Source organism: Kitasatospora sp. SUK 42 (assembly GCF_015776785.2).
Classification (GTDB): Bacteria; Actinomycetota; Actinomycetes; order Streptomycetales; family Streptomycetaceae; genus Kitasatospora.
The window spans coordinates 1,105,921-1,119,984 of record NZ_LFMD02000003.1; the positions used below are offsets into that span (position 1 = coordinate 1,105,921).

Here is a 14,064-nt window from a genome sequence, read left to right on the forward strand (position 1 = left end):
CTCGTGATCACCGCGCTGCTCGCCAGCGCCCGCCCTGCGGCCACCCCCGCCGCCTCGGCGGCCCGGGCTACTACTTCTCCCAGCCGACCTTGCTGTAGTCCTCCGACGCGAGGCCGAAGGCCCCGTAGTTGGCGAGCCCCTTGCGGGTCGCCACCACGGCCGGCCGCTGGTAGAGCTCGACGGTGTGGCCGAGCTCCCAGATCCTGGCGTCCGCCTGGTTGTAGAGCTTCGCGGCCTCCACCGGGTCGACCGTGCCGGAGGCCTTCTTCAGCAGGTCGTCGATCTCCTGGCTGCCCAGCCGCGACGGGTTCTGGAAGGAGTTGTCGCCCACCGGCAGGCGGAAGTTGGCCAGGCTCTTGGAGTTCGGGAAGGAGTCGGTGTTGCGCCAGCTCGCGACGTCGAACTTGCCCGGGGTGATGTACTTGGAGAAGAAGTCGTTGGCGGCCACCTTGTCCAGGTCGACCTTGACCCCGACCCCCTGCCACATCGCCGCGGCCGCGGTGGCGAGGTCGAGCTGGGCCTGCGGGGTGCCGTCGCTGAGCACCCAGTGCAGTTCCAGCGACTTCCCGTCCTTGGTGCGCGGCTGCCCGCTGCCGGCCTCCTTCCACCCCGCGTCGTCCAGCAGCTTCTTGGCCACGGCCGGGTCGAACTTGGCCCAGTCACCGGAGTTGTCCTGGTAGCCGGCCTGGTTGGGCATGATGATGTGGTTGCCGAGCGGCTTGAACTCCACCGGCACCCCGTTGTTGGCGATCTTGATCAGCGCCGAGCGGTCGAGCGCCCTGCCGAGCGCCTGACGGACCTTCTGGTCCGCCAGCGCGCCGGTGCCGCCGAAGGAGATGTGCACCTCGTCCCACGGGCTGGCGGCCCGGATCACGGTGTCCTTGGCGTTCTTGAGCTGCCCGTACGCGGCGGCGGTACTGGCCGCGGCGAGGTCGATCTCGTTGTTGAGGTACGCCTGGACGCTCGCCGACTTGTCCATCACCCGGAAGGTGATCTTGTCGAGCTTGGCCCGGGTGCCCCACCAGGCCGGGTCCGGGACCAGGGTGAGGATCTGCGCGGTCTTGTCCGCCGTACCGACCTTGAACGGGCCCGCGGTGATCGGGATCTTCTCCACCCAGCCCTTGTTGAAGTCGTCCGGGGTGGAGATGGCGGCCGCCGGGATCAGCGGGCGGAACAGGTTCTGCCAGTCCGCGTACGGCTGCGCGAAGGTGACCTTCACCTCGGTCGGGTCGGCGCCCTGTTCGACGGCGGAGATCTGCTCGTAGCCGGACGGGTCGGCGATGCTGTACACGGGGTCCTTGCCGTTGCTGGTCTGCCAGTCCGCCTTGAAGTCCAGGTAGCTGAGCGGCTTGCCGTCCGACCACTTGGCCTTGGGGTTGAGCTTGTACGTGACGACCTGCGGCGAGGTCGAGGTGACCTTGGCCTCCACCAGGTAGTCGGGGTTCGGCTGGAAGGTGCCGGAGGCGTCCGTGCCGAACAGCCTCGGCTCCAGGGCGCGGATGAGGTTCACCGTGTCGGTGTACGTACCGCCGTCCACCTGGAGCGGGTTCCACTGGGTGATCCACTGGTCCAGCTGGAAGCGCACCTCGCCGCCGTCCTTGATCTGGTCCAGCGGCTTGGCGTTGATGTCCTGGGAGTCCTGTCTCGGCGGCTCGCTCTTGGCCACGTTGTCGGCCGAACCGCCACCGCCCGAGGTGCACGCGGTGACCGCCAGTGCGACGGCGGCGGCGAGCACGGCCGCCCGGCCGAGACGGCGGGCCGTGGTGGAAGCGTCCATGAGGGTCCCCCTGGGAATCGTGACGGGAGTTGGGCCGCGAGAGGCATGAGTCGGCTTGAGCGTGGGCACTCAATCCGGCACCGAGCCAGCCGAACGTAACAGCGGATCAGATTCGCCACCAGGGGGAGGAACGCACACCTGATCCAAAAGCCACACGCGGCAATGCCACCGCAACACCACCGCCGCACCCCGGTGCTTCACTCTGACCTGCGTTTTCCCAACTTATCTGCCGCTCCCGCCATCTGACGCCCCGACCGGGCCCGACCGAAGGCCACCATCCGATGCCCACCAGACGCGTCGGCCCCACCCTCACCCCGGGCGGCCGCTGATGCTCCGCTACCTGGCGAAACGGCTGAGCTACTACGCGGCACTGCTCATCGCCGCCGTGTTCCTGGCGTACGCGATCTCCGCGGGCGCCCTCCAGCCGCGCACCTACTTCGACGCCAAGCTCCCCCGCCCGTCCGCCGAATCGGTCGAACGGCAGCTCACCGCGCTCAACCTGAACGACCACACCCCGGTCGTCGAGCGCTTCGGCCACTGGGCCGGCGGTCTGCTGCACGGCGACCTCGGCCGGACCATCCACGACACCCCGGTCACCGACGACTTCGGCCGCCGGGTCTGGGTCTCGCTGCGGCTGCTGCTGCTCGGCAGCCTGCTCGGCACCGTCCTCGGCGTCGTCGCCGGGGCGTGGAGCGCCGTCCGCCAGTACCGGCTCTCCGACCGGCTGCTCACCGTGGCCTCCTTCGTCCTGCTCTCCACCCCGGTCTTCCTGGTCGCGCTGTTCCTCAAGAACGGCGCGATCGCCGCCAAGGACGCGGCCGGCCACGAGGTCATCCCGTTCACCGGCTACGAGACCCCCGGACTCACCGGCGGAATCGGCGCCCACCTCGCCGACTGGGCGCTGCACCTGCTGCTGCCCACCATCTCGCTCGCCCTCGGAGGCCTCGCCACCTACAGCCGCTACCAGCGCGGCATCATGCTCGACGTGCTCGGCTCCGACTACCTGCGCACCGCCGAGGCCAAGGGCCTCACCCGCCGCCGGGCCCTGCTCAAGCACGGGCTGCGCACCGCCGTGATCCCGATGTCGACCATGTTCGCCTACAGCTTCCTGGGCATCTTCACCGGTGCCATCTTCACCGAGACGATCTTCGGCTGGCACGGCATGGGCGAGTGGCTGATCCAGTCGATCAACGAACAGGACGTCAACTCGGTGGTGGCGATCAACCTGTTCACCGCCGTCGTCGTGCTCGCCTCCGGCTTCCTGGCCGACACCCTGCACGCCGCCCTCGACCCGCGCGTGCGGTCCTGACCGGAGGTGGCCTGACATGACCGTCGTCACTGCCGGATCCACCACTCCGGCCCCCGCCCCCGCCGGGCGCCCCCGGGCCACCGGCCGGGGCCGGCTCGTCCTCGCCCGGCTGCTCGCCGCCCGCGGCGCCGTCGTCGGCGCCGTCCTGATCCTGCTGCTGTTCGCGCTCGCCTTCGGCGGCCCGTACCTCACACCCTGGGACTACGCCACCCCCGACTTCACCGCCCTGCACCAACCCCCCTCCGCCGCGCACTGGTTCGGCACCAACGGAGTCGGCCAGGACGTGTTCGCGCAGACCGTCCGCGGGCTGCAGAAGTCGCTGATCATCGGCCTGCTGGTGGCACTGTTCTCCACCGTGCTGGCCTCGCTGGTCGGCGCCTGCGCCGGCTACTTCGGGGGCTGGGCCGACCGGGCGCTGATGTTCCTGGTCGACCTGATGCTGGTCTTCCCCAGCTTCCTGATCATCACCGTGGTCTCGCCCCGGCTGCGCAGCAGCGGCTGGATCGCCTTCGTGCTGCTGCTCGCCCTGTTCAACTGGATGATCACCGCCCGGGTCGTCCGCTCGATGACCATCTCCCTGCGCGAGCGCGAATTCGTGCGCGCCGCACGGTTCATGGGGGTGCGGCCGCTGCGGATCATCAGCCGGCACATCCTGCCGAACGTCGCCTCCTTCCTCATCGTCGACGCCACCATCGCGGTCGGCGGCGCGGTGATGAGCGAGACCGCGCTCTCCTACTTCGGCTTCGGCGTCCGGCCGCCGGACGTCTCGCTCGGCACCCTGCTCGCCGCCGGGACCAGCGAGGCCCCGGTGTTCCCCTGGATGTTCTACTTCGCCGCCGCGCTGCTGGTGCTGTTCGTGCTCGCCGTCAACCTGATCGGGGACGGGCTGCGCGACGCCCTCGACCCCACCGCCGGGGGCGCTCCCCGGCGCTTCCGCCGTTTCCGCCGCTCCGGTAGTGCCACTCGTTCCAGCCGCTCCACTCCTTCTAGTTCCAGCCACTCCAGTCGTTCCAGCCGCCCGCAGAGGAGGCGTCCGTGACCACCACCGCTGTCGAGACCCCGCTGCTCGCCGTCCGGGATCTGCGGGTGGACTTCGCCGGACCGCACGGCCCGGTGCCCGCCGTACGCGGGGTGGACCTCACCCTGCGGCGCGGCGAGACGCTCGGCATCGTCGGCGAGTCGGGCTCCGGGAAGTCCGTCACCGCGCTGTCCGTGCTCGGACTGCTGCCCGCGACGGCCCGGGTCAGCGGCTCGGTGCGGCTCGACGGCCGGGAGCTGGTCGGACTGCCCGGGCGGGACCTCGCCGCGATCCGCGGCCGCCGGATCGCCATGGTGTTCCAGGACCCGCTCTCCGCCTTCACCCCGGTCTACCGGATCGGCGACCAGATCGCCGAGGCGGTCCGCGTCCACCAGCGGGTCGACAAGCCCACCGCCCGCCGCCGGGCCGCCGAACTCCTCGACCTGGTCGGCATCCCGGCACCCGACCGGGCCCTGGACAGCTTCCCGCACGAATTCTCCGGCGGCATGCGCCAGCGCGCGATGATCGCCATGGCGGTCGCCAACCAGCCCGACATCCTGCTCGCCGACGAGCCCACCACCGCGCTGGACGTCACCATCCAGGCCCAGGTGCTCGACGTGCTGCGCACCGCGCAGCGGGAGACCGGCGCGGCCCTGGTCCTGGTCAGCCACGACCTCGGGGTGATCGCCGGCACCGCCGACCGGGTCGCGGTGATGTACGCGGGCCGGGTGGTCGAAACCGCCGGGGTGGACGCCCTGTTCGAGGCGCCGCGCCACCCGTACACGCTCGGACTGATCGGCGCGCTGCCCCGGCTGGACGGACGCGGCGGCGCCCTCGTACCGATCCCCGGCACCCCGGCGCCGATGGCCGAACTGCCGCCCGGCTGCCCGTTCGCCGCGCGCTGCCCGCTGGCGGAGGAGCGCTGCTCGACGGCCGAACCCGCGCTGGGCGGGGACGGCGGGCACCAGGCCGCCTGCGTGCGGTCGGCGGAGCTGGCCGAACGACGGCCCGCGCCGAGCGAGGTGTACCCCGTACCGGAACTGCCGGACGCCCCGGCCGCCGGCCCGGCCGACCACTCCTCACGGGCGCCGGTGCTGGCGGTGAGCGGACTAGGCAAAACGTTTCCGCTGCTCAAGGGCACAGTGTTCAAGCGCCGGGTCGGCGAGGTCTACGCGGTGGACGGCGTCGACCTGGACCTGAGGGAGGGCGAGACCCTCGGCCTGGTCGGGGAGTCCGGCTCCGGCAAGTCCACCACGCTGTTCGAACTGCTGAGGCTCGGCGCCCCCGAGACCGGCCGGATCGAACTGCTCGGCCACGACACCGCCCGACTCACCCGGGCCGAGGCCCAGCGGCTCCGGGCCCAACTCCAGATCGTCTTCCAGGACCCGATGGCCAGCCTCGACCCCCGGCTGCCGATCGGCGACATCATCGCCGAACCCCTGCGCGCCCAGCGCGCACCGCGCGAGGAGATCGCCCGCCGGGTGCCCGAACTGCTGCGCCAGGTCGGTCTGGACCCGGACCACGCCGCCCGCTACCCGCACCAGTTCTCCGGCGGGCAGCGCCAACGGGTCTCGATCGCCCGGGCGCTCGCCGTCCGGCCGAAGCTCCTGGTGCTGGACGAACCGGTCTCCGCCCTGGACGTCTCCATCCAGGCCGGGGTGCTCAACCTGCTCCAGTCGCTCAAGGCCGAGCTCGGGCTCTCGTACCTGTTCGTCTCGCACGACCTCTCGGTGATCCGGCACCTCGCCGACCGGGTCAGCGTGATGTACCTGGGTCGGACGGTCGAACAGGGAGAGGTCTCCGCGGTCTTCGACCGGCCCCGGCACCCGTACACCCGGGCGCTGCTCTCCGCCGTCCCGCTGCCCGACCCCGCCGCCGAGCGCGCCCGGGACCGGATCCTGCTGGCCGGGGACCCGCCCTCGCCCACCGAGCGCCGCACCGGCTGTCCCTTCCGCACCCGCTGCCCGCTGTACGCCCGGCTCACGGAGGCGGCGGACCGGGCGCGGTGCGAGCAGGAGCGGCCGGCCCTCGACGGCGACCGGGCCGACGCGGACCACCGGGCCGCCTGCCACCATCCGGAGGACTCGTCGGACTGATCACATTGAGTGCTGGCATGAATGCGATTCGGTGGATCGGCCTGGTGGCGTGTACTGTCTTCCACGTCAGCAAGCGCCGCTAGCTCAGTTGGTTAGAGCAGCTGACTCTTAATCAGCGGGTCCGGGGTTCGAGTCCCTGGCGGCGCACATGGCAAGGTCTCAGGCCGTCCACTCCGGTGGGCGGCCTGAGGCGTTTCCGGGGGTGGTAGACCTTCCCCGTGACCTCCGCCGACATCCGCCCCCTGCCCGAGGAACTCCTGCTGCTCTGCGCCGACCCGGCGCGCGGCCGGTTCCTCAACCCGTCCTCCCACCTCAACCAGGTGATCGCCGGCGCCGTCCTCGCCGAACTGCTCCTGACCGGCGCGATCACCGTCGAGAAGCAGCGCATCACCGGCTACCAGCCCTTCGGCGCGACGGACGAGGTCGCGGCCGGGGTGCTGGCCCGGCTGGAGTCGAAGGGCAAGAGCCGCTTCCGGCCCTGGCTCTTCGAGGCGGTCCGCTGGATACCTGAGCGGCCCGGCTACCGGTTCCACCTCGACCGGCTGGTGGCACAGGGGTACTACACCGTCGAGGAGAAACGCTTCCTCGGCCTGCCGGTGCGGCGCCACCTCCCGACCCGGCCCGACCTCGCGCGGCAGACGGCCGCGCGGGTGGCCGCCACCCTGCTGGCCCGCGACGGCGGGGCCGGACGGCCGACGGCCGAGCGGGACCGGCAGCTGGCCGGACTGATCGACGTGGCCGGACTGGAACGCCGCCTCTACCCCGGCCGGGACGGCGCACCGATCAGACGCGCCGCCGGCCGTCTGGCCCGGGAGCTTCCCGTTCCGCAGGCGGTCCGGAAGGCCGTCGAGCGGATGTCCGGCAACTGAGCCGGGAGGCCTCGGCGGGTCCGGCGGGTTCTCAGCGGGTCCGGCGGGTGTTCAGCAGGTCCGGCGGGTCCAGCAGGTCCGGCCGGTCCTCAGCGGGTGTCGAGGATCGCGGAGGCGACCGCGTCCGGGCGGTCGAACATCACCAGGTGCCCGGCCGGGGCCGTCGTCCGGTAGTCGGCTCCGAGCAGCGCGGCGAGCTCCCGCTGCTCGGCCAGCCAGGTCTCGGTGCGAACGGTCCGGCAGCCGTCGTCGGCGGCCAGCACGGTGACCGGCAGGTCCTCGGGCAGCGGCCGGGTGAGCCGCAGCTCGTCCAGCTCGGCGGCCATGTCGAGGAAGCGCCCGTTCTCCCGGAGCAGTGCGCGCAGCGCCCGCCCGGTGCGGTAGCAGTGCCGGACCAGCGGCGCCGGGGCGAGGTCCTCCCGGCGGACGGTGGACAGCCGGGCGGTCACCCGGCGCACGGTCGGGCCGAACAGGTACGGCACCGCGAGGGCCCTCGCGGCGCCCGCCACCGTCCGGGCCGCCAGGTCGCGCACGGCGGGTGCCGGGTACGGGCGGGCCATCGGTGCGACGCTGCTGTCGACCAGGACCAGCCCGGCGGTCCGCTCGGGGTGCAGCCGGGCGAAGCCCTCGACGTGGAAGCCCGCGACCGAGTGGCCGGCCACGGTGCAGGGCCCGCGCAGCCCGAGGCCGTCCAGTACCGCCCGGATCCGCTCGGCCTCGCCGGCCACCGTCGGGGCGGGCCGCCCGGTGGCGGGCTCGGCGGCGCTCAGCCCGTAGCCGGGCCGGTCGAAGCGGACGACGGTGCGGTACGGGGTGAGGAACGGGACCACGAGGTCCCAGTCGAACCAGCTGCTGCCCAGACCTCCGGTGAGGAGGCAGACCGGCCCGCTGCCCTCGGTGCGGACGTGCAGCGGCACGCCGTCGATCCGCAGGAAGCACGCCCGGACCTCGGGTCCGTCGGGGGTGTCCGGGGTCCCCGGTCGGTTCGGGGCGGTCATGTCGGCCTCCGTTCCAGGGTCGGCCCGGCCCGCCACGGCGCCCCGGCGGGATCGTCCGGTCCATCGGGGAGGGCCTTCGAGCGGGGCCCTGCACCGCCCCCGGCACCGGCTCCTGAACCGGTCCCTGAACCGACATCCGAACCGGCCTCCGAGCGGGCGACGCCGAGGGCCAGCACGCCCAGCCAGAGCGCGACCAGCAGCACCTGGAGCCGCTGGCCCGCGCCGAGCGCCCAGGTGCCGCGGCCGGTCTGGAAGGCCGCGATCGCGGCGAGGCTCCAGGCGGTGGCGAGCAGCTCGGCGCCGAGCAGCCAGGGCCCGAACCGGCGCACCGGCGGCCACCAGCCGTGACGGCGGGCGGCCACGGTGAGCGCGGCCATCCCGGTGAGCGCGCCGAGCATGGCGAGACTGCTGCTGACGGCGTGCGCGGTGTGGGTGGCCGGGACGAGCCCGGCGGTCTCACGGGCGGCGCACATCTCGTCGCTGGTGGGAGTGCAGCTGAGCGGCAGCCGGGAGTCGGCGGCGGTCGCGGCGCCGAACAGGGCCAGGGCGGACCAGCCGACCAGCGCCCAGCGCCTGCCGCCGGGGCTCCCGGGGCTCTTCGCCTGTCCGGTGGCCAGGGCCACGACGGCGGCGGCGAACACGCAGAGCCCGGCGGCCAGGTCGGTGGCCCGGAAGAGCCCGCCCAGCGGCTGGTCCTCGGCGGCGAGTTCGCTGATGTACGCCTGCACCGGGTCCAGTCCGGTGCTCAGCACGACCTCCAGCACCCAGGCGGTGTACGCCACGGCGCTGAGCAGCAGCAGGGCCGCGACCGCCGTCCGCGCACGGGGCCGTCGCGGCCGGGGGCGTCGGGGGTGGGGGTGTCCGGGCTGGAGGCTGGGCACCGTTCCACCCTAACCGGCCGCGAACTTCGCCCCAACCGGGAGGAAACGGGCGCCCGGAGCATCGGGCGGGGAGGAGGTGGTTCGGGGCACACCTCGGACTCGTGTATTGTTTTCCAGGTCAGCAGGCGCCGCTAGCTCAGTTGGTTAGAGCAGCTGACTCTTAATCAGCGGGTCCGGGGTTCGAGTCCCTGGCGGCGCACAGACATTGGGGAGCCTCTCGCAACAGCGAGGGGCTCCCCGATTTTTTGGCCCTCGACGTCCGTTTTGTGTGTGATGTCGGTCTCGATTGCCGTTCCCACGGAGCCATCAGGCCCGTCCGGCGCGTCCTGGGCAGTAAACCGGAATCGGGACAAAGGTCCCTAACCGCCATTGTCCCCGTCCGTGCAGGCTGGCCCGGTCCGCCCGCAGGAAAGGCCGCGCTTTGTCCACAAACGCCCAGGGCGGCCGCCGCACGCCGTCGATCAGCCTCCGGCCGGTCAAACGGCTCAAGCGCTCCCCCGGCACGACCGGTTCCTCGTCCGGCGGCAAGAGCAGGAAGCCGCGGCGCCCCAAGCGCACCGGCTGGCGCCGGCTGATACCCACCTGGCGGATGACCCTGGTCGGACTCGGCTCCGCGCTGCTGCTCGGCATAGGCCTGTTCGCGCTGGGCATCGCGCTGGTGAAGGTCCCGGACGCGCACGCCGCCGCGACCGCGCAGAGCAACACCTGGCTCTACTCCGACGGCTCGGTGATCACCCGCACCGGCCAGACCAACCGGCAGAACGTCGGCCTGGACAAGGTCTCCCCCGCCGCCCAGCACGCCGCGCTGGCCGCCGAGGACCGCAACTTCTACAACGAGGGCGCGGTCAACGTGCAGGGCCTGGCGCGAGCCGCCCTCAACACCGCCAAGGGCGAGGCCACCCAGGGTGGCTCCACGATCACCCAGCAGTACGTGAAGAACACGTACCTGAGCCAGAAGCAGTCGATCACCCGCAAGGTGAAGGAACTCTTCATCGCCATCAAGGTGGACGCCACCGAGAGCAAGGACGACATCCTCTCCGGCTACCTGAACACCTCCTACTACGGCCGCGGCGCGTACGGCATCCAGGCCGCCTCCCAGGCGTACTTCGGCATCGACGCCTCCGCGCTCAACGCCGCCCAGGGCGCCTACCTGGCCACCCTGCTGAACGCCCCGAGCGCCTACGACGTGGCCACCGCGACCGAGGCGGGCAAGCAGAACGCCGTCAACCGCTGGAACTACGTGCTCGACGGCATGGTCAAGGAGGGCTGGCTCTCCCCCGACGAGCGCGCCAAGACCACCTTCCCCGACGTCAAGGACCCGCAGCCCAACCCGGGCCTGTCCGGCCAGTCCGGCTACCTGGTGAACGCGGCCACCCAGTACCTCACCTCGAACGGAATCATCAACGAGACCGAGCTGGCCAAGGGCGGCTACACGATCAAGCTGACCATCGACCCGAACCGCCAGCAGGCCCTGCAGGACTCCGTCCAGGCGCAGCTGCACGACACCCTGAACCCGGACAAGCGGAAGAAGGACGCGGCCGCCCAGGCCGGCGCGGCCTCGGTGGACCCGAAGACCGGTGCGGTCGTCGCCCTGTACGGCGGCGTCGACTACGTGAAGCACTACGTGGACAACGCGACCCGGCGCGACTACCAGGCCGGTTCGACCTTCAAGGCGATCGCCCTGGCCGCCGCCTTCGAGAACAACGCCAAGACCCAGGACGGCCGGACGATCACCCCGCGCACCGTCTACGACGGCACCAGCGGCCGCAAGGTCCGCGGCGGCAAGGGCACCCCGTACGCGCCGCCGAACGAGGGCGACAAGAGCTACGGCCAGATCTCCCTCCAGCAGGCCACCGACTGGTCGGTCAACTCGGCCTTCGCCCAGCTCGCGCAGGACACCGGGCTGCAGAAGGTCAAGGACACCGCGGTCGCGATGGGCCTACCCGGCAACACCCCGGGTCTGGACCCGGTGCCGTCCATCCCGCTGGGCGCGGCCACCCCGAGCGTGCTCGACATGGCCGGCGTGTACGCCACCCTGGACAACGGCGGCAAGCAGATCACCCCGTGGCTGGTGCAGTCGGTGGACCGCGAGGGCGAGAACGTCGCGCTGCCCGCGCACAAGACCACCCAGGCGATCAGCGAGGACACCGCCAACCAGGTCACCTCGATGCTCCAGGGCGTGGTGAGCGACCAGGGCGGCACCGGCTGGCGGGCGAAGGCGCTGGGCCGCCCGGTGGCGGGCAAGACCGGCACCACCGACGACCAGAAGTCCGTCTGGTTCGTCGGCTACACCCCCGAGCTGGTCACCTCGGTCGCGCTGTTCGGCCAGGACCCGGGCAACGGCTCCCAGGTCAGCCTGAGCGGCGTCGGCGGGATCGACGGCGCGGCGGGCGGCCAGTACCCGGCGCAGATCTGGACCAGCTACATGAAGGCGGCGCTCAAGGGCCAGCCGGTGAGCGACTTCCCGACCCCGGCGGACGGCGGCGACTCCTCCGGTCCCGCCGACGTGCCGAGCGCCCCGAGCAGCCCGAGCAGTACCCCGTCGACCGGCTCCGCCACGCCGAGCACCGGCGCCGGCACCCCGCCGAACGACAACTCCGGCGCGAGCTCGCCGTCGGGCGGCACCGGCTCCGGGTCCGGTTCCGGGTCCGGTTCCGGGTCTGGCTCCGGCTCCGGCTCCGGCTCCGGCGGGGCGACCACCGCGCCGACCGCTCCCTCGACCACCCAGCCGACCACCCAGCCCACCCGGCCGACCCGGCCCACCAACCGGCCGACCACGCCCACCCAGCCGACCGCTCCCCCGACCACGCAGCCGACCACCCAGCCCACCGGCGGGTCGGACTCGCTCGCGGGGGCGGGAGCCGGGGCCGGGAGCGGCTCCGGGAACTGACGTTCCGCCGAGTGGGTACCGCGCCCGGGGGCTGATGCTCCCGGGCGCCGGCGTTCCCGGGGCCGGCATCCCTGGGGGCGGCGTTCCCGGGATCCCGCGCTCCCGGGCCGGCGTTCCTGGGGCCGGCGTTCCTGGATGGGCGATTGCGCCGTTGCGCACAGTTGCGACCAGGACCAAATGACGGAATGGCGCCTTACCCAAGCGCCGCTCCGACTGTCAGAATGCGGCCGTGCACCGATCAACGGCCTCGCCCACCCACCCTCCGGGCAGAACCCTCGGCCTCGGCCTCGCGCTGGTCTCCGCGTTCGCCTTCGGCGGTTCCGGCACCGCGGCCAAGCCGCTGATCGAGGCCGGGCTGTCACCACTGCACGTGGTGTGGCTCCGGGTCACGGGCGCGGCCGTCGTCCTCCTTCCCATCGCCTACCGGCACCGGGACGCCGTCCTGCGCCGCCCCGGCCTGCTGCTCGGCTTCGGCCTGCTCGCCGTGGCCGGCGTCCAGGCCTGCTACTTCGCGGCGATCTCCCGCATCCCGGTCGGCGTCGCCCTGCTCATCGAGTACCTCGGGCCGCCACTGCTGATCGGCTACGTGAAGTTCGTGCAGCGCAAGCCGATCTCCCGGGGCGCGGCCATCGGCGCCGGCGTGGCGGTGGCCGGACTGGCCTGCGTGGTGGAGGTCTGGAACGGCCTGAGCTTCGACCCGCTGGGCGTGCTGTTCGGCCTCGGCGCAGCCTGCTGCCAGGTCGGCTACTTCGTGCTCGCCGACGCCGGCCGCCGCGGCGAGCGCCCGGTCGACCCGATGGCCGTCAGCGCGTACGGGCTGCTCATCGGCGCCGTCGTGCTCACCGCGTTCACCCGGCCCTGGCAGGCCGACTGGGGCAAGCTCGGCGGTTCGGTGGTGATGAACGGGCACACCCTGCCCGCACTCGTCCCGGCCGCCTGGATGGTGCTGATCGCCACCGTGCTCGCCTACCTGACCGGCGTGGTCTCCGTCGGGTACCTCTCGCCGCCGGTCGCCGGGGTGGTGGCCAACCTGGAGGCCGTCGTCGCCACCGTGCTGGCCTGGGTCCTGCTCGGCGAGCACCTCGGGCTGCCGCAGATCACGGGCGGCCTGCTGGTGCTGGCGGGCGCCTTCGCGGCGCAGTCGAGCAAGCCGGCGGCGGTGGAGGCGGTACCGGGGGCGGCAGAGGCCTCGGGGGGCGGAGAGCCTCGGGAGGCTCGGGAGGCGCGGGAGGCTCAGGCGGCTCGGGAGCGGGTGGCCGCCGCCGAGCGCGAGGTCAGCGGCCGGTCCAGCCGAACCAGTCGAGGTGATTGAGCGGCCACACGACGCCCGACACCGGACCGACCACGTCGTCCACCGGCACGGCGCCGCCGCCCGGACCGCGCTGGTGGTAGCGGGAGTCGGCCGAGTCGCTGCGGTGGTCGCCCTCCACCCAGACGTAGCCCGTGGGCACCGTCACCGGGCCGAAGTCCAGGCCCGCGCAGGAGTCGTCGCCGGGGTGCAGGTACGGCTCGTCGACCTTCTTCCCGTCGACGGTCAGCGTGGTGCCGTTGCACTGCACGGTCTGGCCACCGGTCGCTATGACCCGCTTGACCAGGTAGTTGTCGTCCTTCGGCGGCACCAGCCCGACGAAGCTCAGCGCCGAGCTGACGGCGTTGGTGAACGGGTTCGAGTCCACCGGCTGCGGCGGCAGCCAGTTTCCCGGGTCCTTGAAGACCACCGGCTGCCCCGGCTCCGGCTTCCAGCCGGTCAGCGGCGCGAGCTTGTTCACCCCGACCCGGTCGCCGATCCGCAGGGTGTTCTCCATCGAGCCGGACGGGATGGAGAACACCTGGAACAGGCAGGTCTTGATCAGCAGCGCGATCACCAGGCCGACCGCCGCCATCGCGGGCAGCTCGATCCACAACGGCCGGGACTTGCGCCCCGCCCGGCGGTTCCGACGGCCACGCGAGCCGGAGGCGCGGCGGCGTGCCTCGGCACGGCCGCCGGGTGCACCGGGTGCGTCGGGTCCGCCGTGGGCGTCCCGGGCGTACGCGTCCCGGGCGTGCGTGGCGTCCTCGGCGTGCTCGGCGTCCTGCACGGCGGGATCGCTGGGGGCTCCGCTGGGCGTTTCGGGCAGGTTCACCGCCATCGTCGCTGCTCCACCTCTCCGGCTGGGGAAACCTGCACGCTACGCCAACCGGGGAGCCGCACGAAATCCGACATTTAGCCGCCCCCGACATCGCCGA

General features: G+C 72.5%; 10 protein-coding genes and 2 tRNA genes. 8 read left to right on the top strand and 4 right to left on the bottom strand.

The window, feature by feature from the left end:
- Positions 1–70 precede the first annotated feature (70 nt).
- Positions 71–1,777 carry an ABC transporter family substrate-binding protein gene (locus tag RZ50_RS14630; protein ID WP_196950118.1) on the bottom strand — a complete coding sequence of 569 codons (1,707 nt, stop codon included), beginning with the start codon at positions 1,775–1,777 and terminating at the stop codon, positions 71–73.
- Between the two features lie 328 nt (positions 1,778–2,105).
- Here RZ50_RS14630 and RZ50_RS14635 point away from each other — a divergent pair, with 328 nt between their 5' ends.
- From RZ50_RS14635 to RZ50_RS14655, 5 genes are all read left to right on the top strand, one after another.
- Entirely contained in the window at positions 2,106–3,086 is a 981-nt protein-coding gene (locus tag RZ50_RS14635; RefSeq protein ID WP_196950117.1) for an ABC transporter permease, read from the top strand.
- A 16-nt stretch (positions 3,087–3,102) separates the two neighbouring features.
- Positions 3,103–4,125 carry an ABC transporter permease gene (locus RZ50_RS14640; RefSeq protein ID WP_196950116.1) on the top strand — a complete coding sequence of 341 codons (1,023 nt, stop codon included), beginning with the start codon at positions 3,103–3,105 and terminating at the stop codon, positions 4,123–4,125.
- On the top strand, positions 4,122–6,200 hold the full coding sequence (locus RZ50_RS14645; protein WP_196950115.1) for an ABC transporter ATP-binding protein: 2,079 nt from the start codon (positions 4,122–4,124) through the stop codon (positions 6,198–6,200). Before RZ50_RS14640 ends, RZ50_RS14645 begins: the two co-directional genes overlap by 4 nt.
- Positions 6,201–6,273: 73 nt before the next feature.
- Positions 6,274–6,347, top strand: a tRNA-Lys gene (locus tag RZ50_RS14650).
- A 71-nt stretch (positions 6,348–6,418) separates the two neighbouring features.
- Positions 6,419–7,069: a GPP34 family phosphoprotein gene (locus RZ50_RS14655; RefSeq protein ID WP_196950114.1), complete on the top strand. Its 651-nt coding sequence runs from the start codon at positions 6,419–6,421 to the stop codon at positions 7,067–7,069.
- An 89-nt stretch (positions 7,070–7,158) separates the two neighbouring features.
- Here the strand turns inward: RZ50_RS14655 and RZ50_RS14660 are convergent, their stop codons facing one another.
- Both RZ50_RS14660 and RZ50_RS14665 read right to left on the bottom strand, forming a co-directional pair.
- Positions 7,159–8,067: an alpha/beta fold hydrolase gene (locus RZ50_RS14660; protein ID WP_196950113.1), complete on the bottom strand. Its 909-nt coding sequence runs from the start codon at positions 8,065–8,067 to the stop codon at positions 7,159–7,161.
- Positions 8,064–8,948 carry a DUF998 domain-containing protein gene (locus RZ50_RS14665; RefSeq protein ID WP_196950112.1) on the bottom strand — a complete coding sequence of 295 codons (885 nt, stop codon included), beginning with the start codon at positions 8,946–8,948 and terminating at the stop codon, positions 8,064–8,066. The genes RZ50_RS14660 and RZ50_RS14665 overlap by 4 nt, the downstream gene beginning before the upstream one ends.
- A 125-nt stretch (positions 8,949–9,073) precedes the next feature.
- Here RZ50_RS14665 and RZ50_RS14670 point away from each other — a divergent pair.
- The 3 genes from RZ50_RS14670 (at position 9,074) to RZ50_RS14680 (ending at position 13,150) form a co-directional block, all read left to right on the top strand.
- Positions 9,074–9,147 (top strand) — tRNA-Lys (locus RZ50_RS14670).
- Positions 9,148–9,369: 222 nt separating this feature from the next.
- Complete coding sequence (locus RZ50_RS14675) at positions 9,370–11,838, top strand: transglycosylase domain-containing protein (RefSeq protein WP_196950111.1); 2,469 nt, start codon at positions 9,370–9,372, stop codon at positions 11,836–11,838.
- A gap of 229 nt (positions 11,839–12,067) precedes the next feature.
- On the top strand, positions 12,068–13,150 hold the full coding sequence (locus RZ50_RS14680; protein WP_196950110.1) for a DMT family transporter: 1,083 nt from the start codon (positions 12,068–12,070) through the stop codon (positions 13,148–13,150).
- Here RZ50_RS14680 and lepB read toward each other — a convergent pair.
- Positions 13,113–13,967, bottom strand: coding sequence for a signal peptidase I (gene lepB / locus RZ50_RS14685; RefSeq protein WP_196950109.1), 855 nt, complete (start codon positions 13,965–13,967; stop codon positions 13,113–13,115). The two genes, RZ50_RS14680 and lepB, sit on opposite strands and share 38 nt — an antisense overlap.
- Positions 13,968–14,064: the final 97 nt, after the last annotated feature.